Source organism: Streptomyces sp. NPDC004629 (assembly GCF_042873595.1).
Classification (GTDB): domain Bacteria; phylum Actinomycetota; class Actinomycetes; order Streptomycetales; family Streptomycetaceae; genus Streptomyces.
Genome location: NZ_JBIALO010000011.1, coordinates 226,633 through 242,481, shown reverse-complemented (window position 1 = coordinate 242,481; position 15,849 = coordinate 226,633). Strand labels below are relative to the sequence as shown.

Here is a 15,849-nt window from a genome sequence, read left to right as displayed (position 1 = left end):
CGGCCAGTGCGGTGGTGCGTGGAGTTCCGCGATCACTTCCTTCAGCGCGGCCTGTTGTGCGCAGGGCGTTCCGTTCGGTGTGATCGACGTGGCTCCGGTGCCGGGTAGTCAGGGGTCCAGCCAAGCACGTTCGATGAGGTGCCCGTCCAGGCGTCCGCCGGGATGCGCACCGAGCTGACCGCCTGGTGGGGCGTCTGCGGGGCTCCGGTAGCCCAGGGCGGCCAGGCCGGCGCTGTTGGCCACGGCCCGGTGGAGCGAGGGGGTGTGCGTTGAGCCTGGCGGCGCAGGGCCGTAAGTACGGCGCCGGTGTCCGGCAGGGTGTTCAGGTCGACGCGCACGCGGGCGAGTGCGGCTTGGGAGGGGTGGCAGTGGGCGTCGTTGAAGCCGGGAACGACGAGCGCACCGTCGAGGGCCACCTCCTCGGCCGTGGGGAAGGCGGAGCGCAGGTCGTGCCGGGTGCCGGTGGCGACGATCCACCCCGAGCGGACGGCGAGGGCCTCCGGCTCGGTGCCGTCACCGGCGAGGATCCGGGGGCCGGTGAAGATCTTGGTGCGGGTTTCGTCGGAGGAGGGCGCCGGGGCGGGCGCGGGGGAGAGACCGGTCATGGGCGTGCTTCGGCAGCCGTGCCGGCCGTCATGTCGACGTCCTTGGTTTCGGGGCCGAGCGCTCCGCCGACGGCGACCAGCACTCCACCGAGGACGAGGAGGACGACGGGGGCCGACGCGCTGCCGGTGAACGTGGCGAGCCCGTTGATGTAGAAGGCGTAGAACGAGGGGATGATCAGGGCCAGGCTGTATCCGACGCCATAGCCGGTTGCGCGGATCGATGCCGGGAACCGCTCGGTGAGGTAGGCGGCGATCGGCCCGTACATGGAGATCGTCGAGACCTGGACGCCGATCACCAGTAGGGTGGCGGGCACGGCCTGGTCCTCGTTCAGTGTCGTGAGCAGTGTGTAGCAGGTGGAGGCGAAGACGGCGGCGACGATGCCGAAGAGGGTGTAGAAGCGGCGCCGCCCGATGCGCTGGGAGAGCACGGCGCAGCCGATGAAGGTGCCGACGCAGACGACCGACGAGATCAACAGGATGATGCTGACGGTGCGGTCGGGCAGGCCGATGTCGTTCCTGAGCATCGAGGGCAGCACGGCGGCGGCGACGTTGGTGAGGAACCAGGCACCGGTCATGAGGGTGAAGACCTGGGCGAGATCGCGGCGGTGGCGTCCGCCGAGGAGTTCGCGCAGCGGGGATGCCGTCGACTCGCCGGCTTCGAAGGCGGGGGCCTCTTCGACATTGCGGCGGTAGTAGAAGAAGAGGACGATCCCGAGCAGGCCGCCGATGAAGAACGGGATGCGCCAGCCCCACTGGACGTAGGTGCTGTGTACGCCGTCGGGTGGCATGACGCTGAGCAGGAGCAGGCTCAGAGCGGCGATCGAGGCGGTGGCCAGCGGGGAGGTACAGGTGATGAGCCCGCTGGCCAGTCCTCGTCTGCGTGCGGGGCTCCACTCCATCGCCAGGGGTACGGCGGTGGCGTATTCACCTCCCATGAAGATGCCTCCGAGGAAGCGCATGCCGATCAGCAGGGCGATCGCCCACAGTCCTATGTGCTGGTGGCCCGGCAGCAGTCCGATCAGGAAGGTCGTCACACCGAATCCGGCGACCGCGACCATGGTGGTGATCCGTCGGCCCGCCTTGTCGGCGTAGTAGCCGAACACCGCTGATCCGAGCGGGCGGGCGAGCAGGGTGGCCGCGAAGACCGCGGCGGCGATCAGCGCGGCCGTGGTCTTCGAGGTGTTGACCGGCTCGAAGTAGATCATCGCGGGCGCGAGGGTGATGATCGGCACAAAGATGTCGAACTGATCGGCGTAGTAGCCGAGGATGCCGCCGCGGAGCGCGGCGCGGCGCGGATCCCTGACGGGACGGCCCGCGGATACAGCGCGACTGTTGACTGTGGTGGACACCGATGTCCTCCGATCTGGCCCCGGCGGACGGGTCGGTCCACGGCAGCCACCGGGTCGTCACCGAGCACAGCGCGCTGGCCATGCCGGAGACCGCCATCGGCTTCTTCCCCGACGTCGGTGCCAGCCACTTCCCGCCCCGCCTGACCCCCGGCTGGGGCCGCTACCTCGGGCTCACCGGCGCGCGGGTGGCTGCCGGGGGCGCCCTGAGCAGCGGTCTGGCGACCCATCATGTGCCGCGCACACACCTGGAAGACCTGGTCGACGCGCTCGCACGAGACGGAATCGGCGCCCTTGACGCAGCCCACATACCGCCTGCGACGCCGGACCACGCCGACGAGGACGCGGCGACAGCGATGCTCACGGTCTTCACCGACACCCCGCTGGCCGAACTGGAGCCCGCGCTGAGCCTCCTGCCAGGGGAAGGACCCGCCGCTGCGCTCGCGGCCCTGCGCGCGGCGAGCCCCGCGAGCCTGGTGACGACCGACTGGTTGCTGCGGCTCGGAGCCGACGCCTCCCTGCGTGACTGCCTGGCCCGCGAACTCGCCACGGCCAGGAACGTCATCGTCGAACCCGACTTCGACGAAGGAGTCCGGTGCGCCCTGGTCGAGCGCGGCACCCGGCCGCGATGGACCGACGCCGACGTGCGGCACGCTGCGGCCAGAAGGGGCAGCCTGTGCCTGTCCCACCGGGGAGTCGACGCCCGGCCCGCCGCACCGGCCCGTGTCAGGTGACGAGACGGGTCAGGTCCGCCACGACGGTAGGCGTGGCTGACGAGCCGCAGGCCGGGGAAGCGGTCGAACACCCCGGCGAGGATCAGGCGCAGGTGGGCCACGCCGGTGCCGTAGCGCCGGCCGAGGCGGTGGGTCGCCGGTGCCGCGCCGACCTCGGGTGCGAACCCGTCGTAGTAGGCGTGCCGCACGGCCGCCGGCGGTGTCACGGGGTGCAGGTGGAGCGGGACGGCCAGGGCCTCCGCCGCCTCGAAGGCCGGCCAGAAGCCCTGGTCGTCGAGGGGGCGGCGACGCAGCCCGGGATCAAGCACCCGCTCCGCCCCGTATGGGCCGTTCGGCCTCCAGGATGAGGACCCATGTACTCCTTTCCGACGAGGCCGTACCGCGCGATCCTGGCCCCAAGGGTGGACCGGCCCAAGAAGGTGATGGGCGTGATGTGGTACGGCGACTGGAGCTGGGGCGGATGGCTCCTCATGACCATGATCATGATTCTGTTCTGGGGACTGCTGATCGCCGGGGTCATCGCCCTGACCCACTACCTCACCGGCGCCCGCCGCAGCCGCCCGGCCGGCGACAGCGGATGGGAGAGCCGACGGGCGGAGGACCTGCTCGCAGAGCGCTTCGCCCGCGGAGAGATCGACGAAGAGGAGTACAAACGCCGCGTCACGCTACTGCGGGAGCACCGGTGACCACACACAGTGCGTTCCCGGACCGCCCCGCCGGGACGGGCGGCGGTGATCCACGTGTGACGTGCCGACTTTGGTGTAATGATCGGTTTGAGTTGTTCGACGGGATACGTCGCGAGCTGTTGATCACGGTCGTTCCAGGAGCCCGTGCGGTGCGCGGATCGCGTGAGCGGCTTTGCGGGCAGATCCGCCGGGATCGCCGGACGCCCCTACGGTCCGGCGCAGGACCACAAAGACCGAACGGCAGGCGAGCAGGCGCCGATGATGCCAAGGGAACAGAACGACTGCGGGCAGTCGGACCAGTTTCGGCGTCCGCGTCTGGGGACCGAGCTTGAGCTGATCGCCGAGCAGCTCAGATCGCTGGCGCGGGCCCAGGACCGGTTGCACGACCTGTATGAGGCCGTCCTCGGCCGGAACATGGATCTGTCCGTGATCCTGCAGCTGATCGTGGATACCGCGAGGGAACTGGTCGGCGCCCGCTATGGCGCACTCGGCGTGCTCGATGAACACGGCGCTCACCTCGCCGAGTTCATCCCGAAGGGCCTGTCGGATCAGGAGCGGGCCGATCTCGCCGAGGTGGATTTCCCGCGCGGCCGCGGACTGCTGGGACACCTGATCAGCCACCCTGAACCGCTGCGCGTCGATGACATCGCCGCCCACCCGGACTCGGCCGGTTTCCCGCCCGGCCATCCGCCGATGCACACGCTGCTCGGCGCCGCGATCAGCACCCGCGGCAGGATCTTCGGTGACCTCTACGTCGCCGAACGCCGCGACGGCCGGCCCTTCGACGCCCACGACCAGGCACTCATCGTCGCACTAGCCGGCGCGGCGGGCCTCGCCATCGACGACACCCGTCTCTATGAGCAAACCCGCTTCGACGCCGAACAGTTCCAACGACTCCTGCTGCCACGCCTGCCCGACCTGCATCCCTTCGGGGCCGCCGCGGTCTATCGCGCGGCCAGAACACCAGGTCACATAGGCGGAGACTGGTACGACGCCCTCCTGCTGCCCGACCGCGCCTGTGCAGCCGTTGTCGGCGACGTTGTCGGCCACGATGTGCCGGCCGCAGCCGCCATGGCCCAGATCCGCAACATGCTGCGCGCTCTGCTCAGTCACCAGCGCACCCCACCCAGCGCCGTCCTGGCCCACCTCGACCAAGTTCTCCAGACGATCGACGACCAGCCCGTCACCACCGTCTGCCTCGCCCGCCTCGAACCCGCCCCGCCCGGCGGGTGGACGCTGTACTGGAGTACGGCGGGGCACCCCCCACCCCTGCTGCTCAGCCCCGGCCACCCGGCCCGCTATCTGGACGCCGACCCCGACCTTCCCCTGGGCGTCGACACCACCCGGCCACGCACCGACCACACCCATCCCATACCGGCCGGCTCCGCGGTGATCATGTTCACCGACGGCCTCATCGAACACCCGGTACACCCGGTCGAGACAGGACTGGAGCGCCTGGCGGCCCTCGCCTCGGAGCACGCCGCCCTGCCCCTTCAGGATTTCGTCGAAGCCCTGGCCGACCAGCACCCCAGCGACGGCCACGACGACATGGCCATCCTCGCCGTCCGCACACCGCGCACCCACTGAGCCCGGACAGGGCGGTTATGTATCCCGTTCGGGAAAGACGCTGGATCGTCGGGCGTATCCCGTCTTACGGTGACGTCATGAGCGATCACTCGGAAGCGCCCGTCGCGCCCGTCGAGGCCTATGAACCGCCCTACTACGTGGCTGTCTTCACTACGGTGCGAACCCAGGACCAGAGCGGCTACAGCGAGACCGACGCACGCATGGAAGACCTGGTGAAGGACGTTCCCGGGTTTCTGGGGATGGACCACGCGCAGACTCCTGGCGGGCTGGGCATCACCGTCGGGTACTTCCGCGACGCCGACGCCCTCACGGAGTGGCGAAGCAACGCCGAGCACCGCGCGGCGCAGAAGCGCGGGCGAGCCGAGTGGTACGAGAGCTACACGCTGCACGTGGCGAAGGTGGAGCGGAGCCACGGCTTCACGCGAGCGTAGAGCCCGCGACGCGGTCACAGTGTCAACGGCGGTTCAAAAGGGCGCGGGCAACTTCGATGTCGGTGATGAGGATATTGACCCAACCACCTCGGACAGCTCCTCGAATGGCTGCCAGTTTCGACATACCGCCGGCGACTCCGATTCGACGTTCAATGCTCCGGAGTTGTTCCGGGGCGATGCCGATGATGCGATCGTTGAAGGGTGCGGCTACGGCACGACCCTCCGCATCGAAATAGCGCGTACAGACGTCGCCGACTGCCCCCAGTTCCTCAAGTTGGCGTTGTTCGTCTGCGGCGATCGCATTTCCGGAGCGACGCAGCAGTGGAGAGGGGTCAAGCGTCCCGATGCCCACCAGGGCGAGGGTGAGGCGGGACCATGCCTTCATCACGGCAGCCACCGCGGGTTCCTGCGACAGCAGGTCGCGCAGTTCACGGCTGCCCACGAGAGCGGCGGACGGTGCGAAAACGGGCCGGGCCCCGGTGAGTTCGGCCAGGCGGCCGGTGAGCCGGGTGGCATGGAGTTGGACTTCGGGGCTTCCGGAGCCTCCGACGATCTGAACCACGTCCTCTGCCACGGGCGGGTTCTTGGCATGCATGACGTTGACCGCCTCTAGGAGCGTCGCGCTCCAGGAGGAAATGCCGATGACGTCACCGCCCTTGAGGGTGGCGTCCAGATACGTTGCCGTGGCGGCAGCAAGAGCAGGGATCACATCCGTTCCCGTGCCTTCAGTGTCCACGATGACGGCGTCCCGAAGTTCGTACCGCTCGATCAGCGCCTCTTCGATTTCAGCGTGAATGCCGTCGGGGGAGACCACGACTGTGCGAACTATGTTCCGGTCCGCCGCCTCTTTGAGTAGACGGGAGACCCGCGGCTGGGACATGTTGAGTTGTGAGGCGATCTCGGGCTGCCGCAGCCCACGCTCGTGATACATGCGAGCTACTTTGACGAGTAGTCGCAGGTGATCCTGGCTCGGCGTAGAAGCGATCACCACCGGTGAGTCCTGTCTCCTCTGGCGTGTAAGGGCCGATCGAAGTACCTGATTATACAGGCTGGAGTCGATTGGTTACGGGGCAAAGCGCGCTTTGTCGCCTTCGCCCCGTACCGTTGAGCGGTTTTCTACTTCCTGGCGAACACTCCGAAGTCGTCGGCGTTTGCCTTGGTGACCAGTTCACAGTCGATGGACTGCTTCTCCGGCTGCCCTGTCTTGCCGGTCTTGATGAACGTGTCTGCCTGCTCCACGGCCTGCTGGGCTCCGAGGGCCGCCGGCTGCAGAGCGGTGGCCAGCATCGCGCCGGACTTGATCTGGGCGATGGCGTCGGGGCTTCCATCGAAGCCGACCACGACCACACCGGTCTTCTTCGCGGACTTCAGGGCAGCGAGCGCCCCGAGGGCCATGGTGTCATTGCCGGCGATGACACCCTGTATGTTCGGGTTGCGCTGGAGGATGGTCTCCATCTTGCTGAAGGCCTCCTGCTGGTCCCAGTTGGCGGACTGCTGGGCGACCCTCTTCATGCCCGGGTACTGGGAGATGACGTCGTTGTAGCCCTTGGAACGGACACCGGCGTTGGTGTCGGAGGCCTTACCGGTGAGTTCGACGTAGTTGCCCTTCTCCTTCATGCCCTTGACGAACTCCTGAGCGGCGATCTGAGCCCCCTGGGAGTTGTTGGACACGATCTGCGCCTTGGCGACGCCGGTCTTGTTGATCTCCCGGTCGATGAGGAAGACGGGGATTCCCGCCTTCGTCGCCTTCTGGACAGGGCCGATCGACGCGTCAGCTCCGGCGTTGTCGAGGATGATCGCCGCGGCATGACGGGAGATGGCGGCGTCGACCAGCTCACTCTGCTTGTTCGGGTCGTCGTCGTGTGAGGCCACGGAGGTCTTGTAGCCCATGCTTTCGGCCTTGGCCTTGGCCGCGTCCCCTTCAGCCTTGAAGAAGGGGTTGTCCGGCGACGGGGTGATGATCGCGATCAGGTTGCTCTTTTTCGAGTTCGAGGCCTTGGTGCCCGTGTCGGAGTCGTCCGACGAACCGCACGCGCTGAGGGTGAGGAGCAGCCCTGCGGTGACGGCGGCGGTCGCCGCGGTGAGCAGGTGACGTCGAGAGTGGGACACGTGGGCCTCCTGAATGTGCGTCAGCGCTGACGCGAGTGGAAGAGGGTGAGGCGTGGGGGGAAACTTGTGGGTGGGTTTCCTCAGCGGGAGGTGCCGGGGGACGCGGTGGTGCCGTTCGTCCCTGGTTCTGCCGGGTCGGACTGTGCGGTTGCGACGGCGACCGCCGAGGCGGCCGCACCCCGTCGCTGGAACCGCTGCTGGCTCTGGTCGAGGATGACGGCGATGATGATGACGGCGCCCTTGATGAACGTCTGCCAGAACGTGGAGACACCGAGGATGACGAGGCCGTCGGCCAGGAAGCCGATCACGAAGGCGCCGACCAGGGTGCCGCGTACATTGCCGCGTCCTCCGGAGAGGGCGGCACCCCCGATGACGACGGCCGCGATGGCGTTGAGTTCGAAACTGTCGCCGGCCTGTGGGGCTGCCGAGGTGAGTTCGGAGGCGATGATGACTCCGGAGAGGGCGGCGCAGGCACCCGAGATGACGTAGACGATCGTCTTGACGCGTTTGACGGGAACGCCGGTGAGTTCGGTGGCTCGTTCGTTGCCGCCGGTCGCATACAGCCAGCGCCCGAACGCCGTGGAGCGCAGCAGCACCGCAACGATGACGGCCAGCGCGATCATCATCCAGATGGCCACCGGAAGGCCCAGCGGCCGGCCGGCGCCTATCCAGCCGAATCCCGTGTTGTGGGTGCTGGGGTCGCCGCCGAGGTTGGGGTAGGTCGTGCCGCCGGAGATCAGCAGGGCCGCACCGCGTGCCACGTAGAGCATGCCCAGTGTGGCGATGAAGGGCGCGACGTTCAGACGGGTGATGAGGATGCCGTTGATGGTGCCGACGACGGCGCCCATCATCAGGCACAGGACGACCACTGCCCACACGGGTGGGTAGGCGACGACCCCGAAGACGCTGATGTGCAGACCCTTGAGCAATTCACCCGCGATGACTCCGGAGAGGCCCACGGTCGAGCCGACCGACAGGTCGATGCCGCCTTTGAGGATGACGAGCAGCATGCCCAGCGCGAGCACCGCGTTGATCGCGACGTGCTTGGTCATCGTGATGACGTTGTCGACGGTGAGGAAGGAGTCGGACAGAAGGCTGAAGACGACGATCAGTACGCCGAGTGCGATGAATGCCCGGAGCTCGAAGATCGAGTTGAGGGTCTTCAGGCGCCGGGCCTCCCTCGCGGCTTGCTGGCTCTGCTGCAGGGAGGAGGCGTGTTCGGTGGTCAGAGTGTCGGTCATTGCGGGCCTTCTTCAGTGGTGTCTGCTCCGTCGGCCAGGCTCATCAGCCGGTCTCGCGTGATCTTGCTGGGTGGTACGTCCGCGACCAGGCGTCCGCGGACCAGGACAAGCAGGCGGTCGGGGATGTGCAGCGCTTCTTCGGCCTCGGACGTGGTGAACAGCACGGCCAGTCCGCGTTGCGCCTGCTGCGCCATGACGTCGAAGACATCCGCCTTGGCAGCGACGTCCACGCCCCGCGAAGGCTCGTCGAGCAGCAGAACCCGGGGATCGGTCATCAGGGCCTTGCCGATGACGACCTTCTGCTGATTGCCGCCGCTCAGTGAACCGATGGGCGCGTCCGCGCCGGATGTCTTCACGGTGACGTCGTTGATCATCGACTCGACCGAGGATCGTTCGCGGCTACGGCTGACGATGAGCCGGCGGACGAAACGTGTGAGGGCGGCAAGGGACAGGTTCTCACCGACGCTCATCGTCTGGACGAGTCCGTCGCGCTGACGGTCCTCCGGAACCAGGGCGACCCCCGCCTGGATGCGCTGGCGGATGGAGCCTGTGAGCGGTTCACCGTGCAGGCGGACGTCTCCCGAGGCTGCGGGCAGCCGGCCGGCCAGGCACTCCAGGAGTTCGGTGCGCCCGCTTCCCATGAGCCCATAGATACCGACCGTCTCGCCTGCCCGGATCTGCAGCGAGATACCGTCGACTGCGAGACGGTCAGGGTTGGCGGGATCGGCGACCGAGAGGTCCACGGTTTCCACCGCGACTGATCCGAGCCTGGGCTCACGCAGGGGGAAGAGGCTGTCCTGCTCGCGTCCCACCATGGTGCGGACGACCCAGGCGAGGTCGATATCGCCGGCTGCCGCAGTCGCGACCATCGAACCGTCCCGTAGCACGGCCACGTCGTCGGCGATGTCCAGTGCTTCTTCGAGGTGGTGGGAGATGTAGATCACCGCTACGCCTTCGGCGGTGAGTTCACGGATGACCTGGAAGAGGACCTCGACCTCCGGGGCGCTGAGTGCCGAGGTCGGCTCATCCATGATCAGTACGCGTGCGTTCTGCAGCAGGGCTCGGGCGATCTCCACCAACTGCTGTTGTCCTAGGCGCAGATCACTGACCAGGCCGTCGGGGTCGAGGCTCTCGTCCAGGCGCCGCAGAACCGCCTTCGCCTTCTCCCGCTGGACGGCGCGGCTCAGCAGGCCGCGCCTGGTCTGCTCGCGTCCCAGGAAGAGGTTGTCCTGGATGCTCAGGTTCGGGCACAGGCTCAGTTCCTGGTGGATGATGGAGACTCCACGGTCGGCAGCGTCACGGGCGTTTCCGAACTGCGCCGCCTCGCCGTCGAGTTCGATGTGTCCCGTGGTGGGCGACTCGACGCCGCTGAGGATCTTCATCAGAGTCGACTTGCCGGCACCGTTCTCGCCGAACAGCACCAGGACACGACCGGGCGCGACATCGAGGCTGACACCTTTCAGGGCCTTGGTGCCGCCGTAGATCTTGGTGACGTCGACAGCCTGCAGGATCGACGTGCGCGGGGCGGTGCGCGTCCGCGCGGCTGTGGCGGTCACGACGCGGACTCGATCGAGATCGGGGTGACGGTGAGCAGGTCAGCGGTGAGCGGGCTTGTCGCACCGACCACGGTGACCTTCTTGCCCTGGAGCGAGGCGGCGTCCACATGGGCGAGGAGCGTTGCCTTCATCTGGTTGTTCAGCGCGGTGCCCGCATCGGCGTAGTCGACCTGGTTGACGAACTGGCCGAATCTGATGAAGCCCGAAGCGTCACGCAGGGCGGTCCCGTTGACGGCCGGCCCGATCTGGACGGCGACCCGTGCCTTGCCCAGGCCCGGCACGGTGACGGGCAGCAGCCCGCTCGCGGCCTTGCCGGCCGTGCCGGTGAGGGTGACCGCGTAGCTGTAGAGGCCGGTGCCGTCGCGGTGGCCGTACTTCTTTCCCGCCGCAGTGCCGTCGGCCGCGAGCGCCTTGTGCAGGACGGCGATGTCGACGGCGTTCTTCTGGATGGCTGGAACGACCTTCGGCTTGTACGTGGCGGCACCGTACTTTGCGGCATCGAACTTGGCCGCCTGACCGGGCGCGCCCTGGCTGTCGGAGCGGTAGGTCGTGGAGGCCAGCATCGCGGCGAGCACCACCACAAGTGCGATGAGACTGCCGCGGCCGAGAGTGATGGGATTGCGTCGGCGAGCGCTGTCCCCTGTGGATCGGCCCTCGGGCACTACTGTCATGATGTCCTCTCGTTTCCTCGGGCCCCCAGTTCTCGGGCGGCCAGCAGGCGCTCATGCCATCGCGAGGCGGCCGCCTCGCGTCGGTCCTCGCTCCATGTGGGCGTGAAGACTTCGAGACCGTCGTCGGCCCGCTTTTCCAGATCGGGGGTGGACCACAGGCCGAGAGTCAGTCCGGCGAGATCCGCGACCCCGGCGGCCGAGAGATCCGGATGATGGGTCCTGGCCACTTCCACGCCGCTGAGATCTGCCTGGAGTTGCATGAGGGCCGTGCTGCGCGTCAGGCCTCCGTCGGCCATCACTCGGTCGATCCCCGTCATGGCGCCGAGCACGTCGTCGACTTGATGGGCCACCGATTCCAGCGCGGCCCGGGCCACCTGCCCACGGCCGGTTCCCAGACTGAAGCCCGCGAGCAGAGGCTGCGCCCGGGTGTCCCACCACGGTGCGCCGATACCGCCGAAGGCGGGGACGAGTGTCACACCATCGGCGTCGGAGCACTCCGCGAGCTCGATGACCTCTTCCACGGTTGCGCCGAGAAGATCGGCCAGCCAGGTCAGCGTACGTCCACTGGAGCGGATGTTCGCCTCCTGAGCGAAGGCCGGCCCGCCCACCGACCATGCGATGGTGTCGCAGATGGCCCCGGCGGCTCCTAGCGAGGAGGTCAGCGTCATCACGGACGAGCCGGTGCCGTACGTCGCCTTCGTCACGCCCGGCCGCCATCCGGCGTGGGCGAACAACGCGGAGTGTGAGTCCCCCAGCACCGCGGCAACAGGGATGCCGTCGGGCAGGGGATCGAAGCCGCTGGTGTGTCCGAAGGGACCGGTCGAAGCGACCACCTCCCCAAGGGCCCGCTCGGGTACGCCGAACGCCGTCAGCAGGTCCTTGTCGAATGCTCCGGTCCGGAGATTGAGCAGCTGGGTGCGTGAGGCGTTTCCGATCTCTGTGACGAAGGCTCCGGTGATGGCATTGACAAGCCAGCTGTCGACCGTGCCGAGGCGCAACCGACCGCAGCTCACGAGTTCGCGGGTCGGATCGTGCTCATCGAGAAGTGCGGCCATCTTCAACGCGGAGAACATGGGGTCGAGCGGAAGTCCGGTCCGTTGGCGGACCAGGTCGGCGAACGGCGTTCCTTCGAGGCGAGCGGCTCGTTCGGCCCCTCGCTGGTCCTGCCAGCTCACCAATGGTGCGACCGGCCGGCCCGTCTTCGTCTCCCAGAGGACCACAGACTCGCGCTGGGTACTCAGCCCGATCCCCACGACCGCTCGGGGATCGATTCCTTTCACGCAGGCAGCGATCGCCGCTTGCACGCCGGCCAGCAGCGCACGTGCGTCCTGCTCCACGAGACCGGGTGCCGGATGGCTCTGGGACAGCGCCGCGTCACCGCGCGCAACGATACGACCGGCGGCATTGACCAGGAGCGCCTTCGTCGAGCTGGTGCCTTGGTCAACAGCGAGGACGAGCCTTTCCATCAGCCCCGCCCCAGAACCTCACGCGCGGCGCCGACGATGCCCGCGGCGTTCAGACCGAAGTGGTCCAGCAAGAAGGAGGTGCTGCCGGTCGGAGCGAACGTGGGCACGCCCAGCATGCGTACCGGCACCGGACGGGACTCCGCGACCACACGCGCCACCGCCGCACCGAGGCCCCCGGAGACCAGTCCCTCCTCCGCCGTGACGATGGCACCGGTGTCTTCAGCGGCGGCGAGGACTTCCTGGACGTCGAGCGGTTCGACGAAGGTCATGTTCACCACGCGCGCCGATATGCCCTGCTCCTTGAGGCGATCGGCCGCTTGCAGCGCACGGGAGACCATGGTGCCGATGGCGATCAGTGTCACGTCGGTGCCCTCTGCCAGCCTCAGGGCCCGTCCGTGCTCGAAGGGGGCATCGGGTGGTGTGACGGCGGGCACCTTGAAACGGGGGATGCGCAGATAGGACGGGAGCCCCGACGCGGCAGCCCACCGCACCGCGCTGCGGGTCTGCGCGGGGTCGGCCGGCACGACGATCTGCAATCCGGGAACCGCCCGCATCCAGGAGAGGTCCTCGATCGAATGGTGGGTCGGCCCCAGCTCTCCGTAAGCCATGCCGGGGCTCTGACCGCACAGGACCACGTGTCGGTCGCTGTAGGCGACATCGGCCTTGATCTGCTCCAGGGCACGGCCGGTGAGAAAGGGTGCCGCAGCGGACACGAAGGGGATGTAACCCGCGTTGGCGAGTCCGGCCGACACCCCGACCAGATCCTGTTCGGCGATGCCCACGTTGATCAGACGGTCCGGGAACTCCTCACGGAAGGCGACCAGGTTGCTGGAGCCGACCGAGTCGTTGCACACCGCCACGATCCGGTCGTCGGTCCGGGCGAGAGTGATCAGCTCGTCCGCGAAGTCGGCCCGGCAGTCGAAGGTGAGGGCGGGCGCGTCGAGCGCGGTCATCGGCTCAGCTCCTCAAGAGCGAGTCGAACCTGCTCGTCGGTGGGCACCTTGTGGTGCCACTCGACCCGGTCTTCCATGAACGAAATCCCCTTACCCTTGATCGTGTTGGCGATCACGGCGACTGGGCGTCCCGCGGTCGAAGGTCCGAAGGCTTCCTTGATCGCACGATGGTCGTGGCCGTCGATGACCCGGACCTCCCACCCGAAACTGGCCCATTTGTGGTCCAGCGGTTCGAGCGTCTTGGTGTCCTCGGTGCGTGCCCCCTGCTGCAGCCGGTTGCGGTCCACGACGGCGACGAGGTTCTCCAGGCCGTAGTGCGCAGCGGTCATGGCCGCTTCCCAGTTGCTGCCTTCCTGGATCTCACCGTCGCCGAGCACGACGATGGTCCGCCATGACTCGCCGCGCAGCTTTGCGCCGAGTGCACAACCGGTGGCGACCGGGAAACCATGGCCGAGCGGGCCGGTGTTGGTCTCCACGCCGGGCACCTTGACCCGGTTCGGGTGGCCGTTGAGCGGCGACAGCGGACCCATGAAGTCCGTCAGACGCTCCTGTGCGAAGAAGCCGCAGGATGCGAGCGTGGAGTACAGTGCGGCGGCGCAGTGACCCTTGCTCAGCACAAACCGGTCGCGCTGCGGGTCGTCCGGCTTGAACGGGTCGAGGCGCAGACAACCCCAGATGGCGGTGACCATCAAGTCCGTGACGGAGAGGTCTCCGCCGACGTGGCCCATGCCGGCCGCCTGAATGGTCGTCAGGATGTCCCGGCGGATGCGGGTGGATATCCGGGCCAGCTCGGGAGCCGCCTCGGAAGGGGATGCCGTGCGAAGTCGCTTGCCGAGCTCCAGGTAGAGACGGGCGGCGGACTCGTCCACCTCAAGCGGGCCGGACGTGGCCTGAACGGTGGTCACAGCGACTCGCTCTCCGCGAGCGCGCGGTAGAGCGCCTGCTTTGCGATCCGCTGGGCACCGAGGGCGTCCTGCGCGGACTGGGCCGCAGCGAGGGCGTCCCGGTCGAGATAGTTCAGCGCGTGGTGGAAGGCGCGCATGGTGCGGATGCCCGCGCGCGCGGCCTCCACGGAGTCCTCCCGGAAGGGGAACTGGTCGAGCTGCCATACGCCGTCCCAACCGGCGTCGCGCAGAGCGAAGAAGAACTCGAACGTCTCCAGCAGGTGCACCGATCCGACGACCATGTCGTCGTCCCAGCCGCGGAAGTTGTCGTTGACGTCGATGGCGAACAGCTTGTCGCGAGCGATCGCCATCCTGGCCGCTTCCGCCGGGGTCTCTCCGCCGTACAGGGAGTGGCCGAAGTCGAGAAGGATCCCGACGTTGTCGACGCCCATGTCCTCGATCGCGAGCAAGGTTCGGGCGACGGAGGAGAAGACCATACGGTTGCGGGGCTCACGCGGCTTGTACTCGATCGCGAACTTCAGGTCGGGGAACGACTGCGCCAGTTCACGCACCGCACCGACGGACTTGTCCCAGAGTTCGGTGTAATCGGCCTGGAAGGGATAGTCGTATCCGTCCTGCCCCGGCCACAGCTTGATGTAGTCGACACCGAGTTCGCGTCCGACCTCGGCCGAGGCGGCGACCAGGTCGATGGCCCGTTGGCGAGTGGCCGCGTCGGGATTGGTGAAGCCGCCCTTGGCGAAGGCGCCGGTGTAGAACTCCGGCGTCACGGCGATGGCACGCAGTCCCTCGGCGGCGAGGGCCTCCTTGACCTCGGCGGTGCTGATGCCGCCGGGCGGGAACGGCCAGTTCAGATCGACGACGGACAGGTCACCGACCGCTCCGGCGAGCTTGATGGCATCGAGGACGGTCCTCGGGTCGCCGTAGCCGTCGGTCGCGTACCGGTCGACGTAGGTGGCGAAGTGCCAGATGCCGGCCCCGTAGGTCGGCTCCTTGTGCATTTTTATGCGGTCCCGATCAGACATGTCGAGGAAGCTACGTGAGGCCTATTTACGTGTCAAGAAGGTTTCCAAAACTGGTCCGTAGCGATACGTGCGACACCTCCCGGCCGGAGCACTCCGACGGTGCTCGGCCTTTGCAGGCACACCTGGTGGGAGCCGACTGTACGCATCCCGCTCCCGCCCGGCCGGCTGTTCGTCCGACGTGGCATGCGCTGGAACTGTGCCGCTGCACGTGTTCCGATCCTGCGGTAGCCCCAACTCTCGCCGCAGCTCAGCGCGTTTGGCAGTGAGTCGTCATGTCATTCCGCTTCTGTGCGCCCGCCGCTGGAAGTCCCGCTGCGACGAAGCGAGTACCCGACGTCCGCTGCGGACTCCTTCTGTTCGATCCATTGACAGGGCCGTGACTCACTCACAGAATCCATGCCTGTCGACTCAGTCATGAATAGGCATACATCGCGGGTATCCGGGATGACGCGGCGACGGTCAGGCGCCGCCAGGGACGTCACCGCCGGCCGACCGCCCGTCTACGAGTCCGCGGCCCGCCTGTTGCCGGTGCATGCG

General features: G+C 67.7%; 15 protein-coding genes. 4 read left to right on the top strand and 11 right to left on the bottom strand.

Features of this window, described 5'->3' with window-relative positions; all coding sequences use genetic code 11:
- Positions 1 to 41: 41 nt before the first annotated feature.
- A complete protein-coding gene (locus tag ACFYTE_RS19295; protein WP_388711440.1) occupies positions 42 to 605 on the bottom strand; it encodes an amidohydrolase family protein in 564 nt (187 codons plus the stop codon).
- Complete coding sequence (locus ACFYTE_RS19290; protein ID WP_388711437.1) at positions 602 to 1,954, bottom strand: MFS transporter; 1,353 nt, start codon at positions 1,952 to 1,954, stop codon at positions 602 to 604. The genes ACFYTE_RS19295 and ACFYTE_RS19290 overlap by 4 nt, the downstream gene beginning before the upstream one ends.
- Before the next feature lie 2 nt (positions 1,955 to 1,956).
- Here ACFYTE_RS19290 and ACFYTE_RS19285 point away from each other — a divergent pair, with 2 nt between their 5' ends.
- The 4 genes from ACFYTE_RS19285 (at position 1,957) to ACFYTE_RS19270 (ending at position 5,389) form a co-directional block, all read left to right on the top strand.
- Positions 1,957 to 2,685, top strand: a complete 729-nt coding sequence (locus ACFYTE_RS19285) for an enoyl-CoA hydratase/isomerase family protein (protein ID WP_388711434.1) — start codon at positions 1,957 to 1,959, stop codon at positions 2,683 to 2,685.
- Positions 2,686 to 3,038: 353 nt separating this feature from the next.
- Complete coding sequence (locus tag ACFYTE_RS19280) at positions 3,039 to 3,371, top strand: SHOCT domain-containing protein (protein WP_388711431.1); 333 nt, start codon at positions 3,039 to 3,041, stop codon at positions 3,369 to 3,371.
- A 261-nt stretch (positions 3,372 to 3,632) separates the two neighbouring features.
- Positions 3,633 to 4,958 (top strand): PP2C family protein-serine/threonine phosphatase, encoded by a 1,326-nt coding sequence (locus tag ACFYTE_RS19275; protein WP_388711626.1) that lies wholly within the window; start codon positions 3,633 to 3,635, stop codon positions 4,956 to 4,958.
- 77 nt (positions 4,959 to 5,035) lie between these two features.
- Positions 5,036 to 5,389: an antibiotic biosynthesis monooxygenase family protein gene (locus ACFYTE_RS19270; protein WP_388711428.1), complete on the top strand. Its 354-nt coding sequence runs from the start codon at positions 5,036 to 5,038 to the stop codon at positions 5,387 to 5,389.
- Positions 5,390 to 5,411: 22 nt separating this feature from the next.
- Here the strand turns inward: ACFYTE_RS19270 and ACFYTE_RS19265 are convergent, their stop codons facing one another.
- From ACFYTE_RS19265 to ACFYTE_RS19225, 9 genes are all read right to left on the bottom strand, one after another.
- The gene (locus tag ACFYTE_RS19265; RefSeq protein ID WP_388711623.1) at positions 5,412 to 6,377 is read right to left on the bottom strand and encodes a sugar-binding transcriptional regulator; all 966 of its coding nucleotides are present in this window, start codon (positions 6,375 to 6,377) and stop codon (positions 5,412 to 5,414) included.
- A gap of 128 nt (positions 6,378 to 6,505) precedes the next feature.
- Positions 6,506 to 7,498 carry a D-ribose ABC transporter substrate-binding protein gene (locus tag ACFYTE_RS19260; protein WP_388711425.1) on the bottom strand — a complete coding sequence of 331 codons (993 nt, stop codon included), beginning with the start codon at positions 7,496 to 7,498 and terminating at the stop codon, positions 6,506 to 6,508.
- An 80-nt stretch (positions 7,499 to 7,578) separates the two neighbouring features.
- The gene (locus tag ACFYTE_RS19255; RefSeq protein WP_388711422.1) at positions 7,579 to 8,739 is read right to left on the bottom strand and encodes an ABC transporter permease; all 1,161 of its coding nucleotides are present in this window, start codon (positions 8,737 to 8,739) and stop codon (positions 7,579 to 7,581) included.
- Complete coding sequence (locus ACFYTE_RS19250; protein ID WP_388711419.1) at positions 8,736 to 10,295, bottom strand: sugar ABC transporter ATP-binding protein; 1,560 nt, start codon at positions 10,293 to 10,295, stop codon at positions 8,736 to 8,738. The genes ACFYTE_RS19255 and ACFYTE_RS19250 overlap by 4 nt, the downstream gene beginning before the upstream one ends.
- On the bottom strand, positions 10,292 to 10,966 hold the full coding sequence (locus tag ACFYTE_RS19245) for a DUF2291 family protein (protein ID WP_388711417.1): 675 nt from the start codon (positions 10,964 to 10,966) through the stop codon (positions 10,292 to 10,294). The genes ACFYTE_RS19250 and ACFYTE_RS19245 overlap by 4 nt, the downstream gene beginning before the upstream one ends.
- Positions 10,963 to 12,432, bottom strand: coding sequence for an FGGY family carbohydrate kinase (locus ACFYTE_RS19240; protein WP_388711414.1), 1,470 nt, complete (start codon positions 12,430 to 12,432; stop codon positions 10,963 to 10,965). Before ACFYTE_RS19240 ends, ACFYTE_RS19245 begins: the two co-directional genes overlap by 4 nt.
- A complete protein-coding gene (locus ACFYTE_RS19235; protein ID WP_388711411.1) occupies positions 12,432 to 13,385 on the bottom strand; it encodes a transketolase family protein in 954 nt (317 codons plus the stop codon). The genes ACFYTE_RS19240 and ACFYTE_RS19235 overlap by 1 nt, the downstream gene beginning before the upstream one ends.
- The gene (locus tag ACFYTE_RS19230) at positions 13,382 to 14,290 is read right to left on the bottom strand and encodes a transketolase (protein WP_388711409.1); all 909 of its coding nucleotides are present in this window, start codon (positions 14,288 to 14,290) and stop codon (positions 13,382 to 13,384) included. Before ACFYTE_RS19230 ends, ACFYTE_RS19235 begins: the two co-directional genes overlap by 4 nt.
- Positions 14,287 to 15,288, bottom strand: a complete 1,002-nt coding sequence (locus ACFYTE_RS19225) for a sugar phosphate isomerase/epimerase family protein (RefSeq protein WP_388711406.1) — start codon at positions 15,286 to 15,288, stop codon at positions 14,287 to 14,289. The genes ACFYTE_RS19230 and ACFYTE_RS19225 overlap by 4 nt, the downstream gene beginning before the upstream one ends.
- Between the last annotated feature and the right edge of the window lie 561 nt (positions 15,289 to 15,849).

Excerpts from the sequence above, each read along its gene's own strand:
- ACFYTE_RS19240 (WP_388711414.1), bottom strand. The coding sequence starts at position 12,432 with ATGGAAAGGCTCGTCCTCGCTGTTGACCAAGGCACCAGCTCGACGAAG.
- ACFYTE_RS19270 (WP_388711428.1), top strand. The coding sequence starts at position 5,036 with ATGAGCGATCACTCGGAAGCGCCCGTCGCGCCCGTCGAGGCCTATGAA.
- ACFYTE_RS19295 (WP_388711440.1), bottom strand. The coding sequence starts at position 605 with ATGACCGGTCTCTCCCCCGCGCCCGCCCCGGCGCCCTCCTCCGACGAA.
- ACFYTE_RS19255 (WP_388711422.1), bottom strand. The coding sequence starts at position 8,739 with ATGACCGACACTCTGACCACCGAACACGCCTCCTCCCTGCAGCAGAGC.
- ACFYTE_RS19235 (WP_388711411.1), bottom strand. The coding sequence starts at position 13,385 with ATGACCGCGCTCGACGCGCCCGCCCTCACCTTCGACTGCCGGGCCGAC.
- ACFYTE_RS19275 (WP_388711626.1), top strand. The coding sequence starts at position 3,633 with ATGCCAAGGGAACAGAACGACTGCGGGCAGTCGGACCAGTTTCGGCGT.
- ACFYTE_RS19225 (WP_388711406.1), bottom strand. The coding sequence starts at position 15,288 with ATGCACAAGGAGCCGACCTACGGGGCCGGCATCTGGCACTTCGCCACC.
- ACFYTE_RS19285 (WP_388711434.1), top strand. The coding sequence starts at position 1,957 with ATGTCCTCCGATCTGGCCCCGGCGGACGGGTCGGTCCACGGCAGCCAC.
- ACFYTE_RS19245 (WP_388711417.1), bottom strand. The coding sequence starts at position 10,966 with ATGACAGTAGTGCCCGAGGGCCGATCCACAGGGGACAGCGCTCGCCGA.
- ACFYTE_RS19280 (WP_388711431.1), top strand. The coding sequence starts at position 3,039 with ATGTACTCCTTTCCGACGAGGCCGTACCGCGCGATCCTGGCCCCAAGG.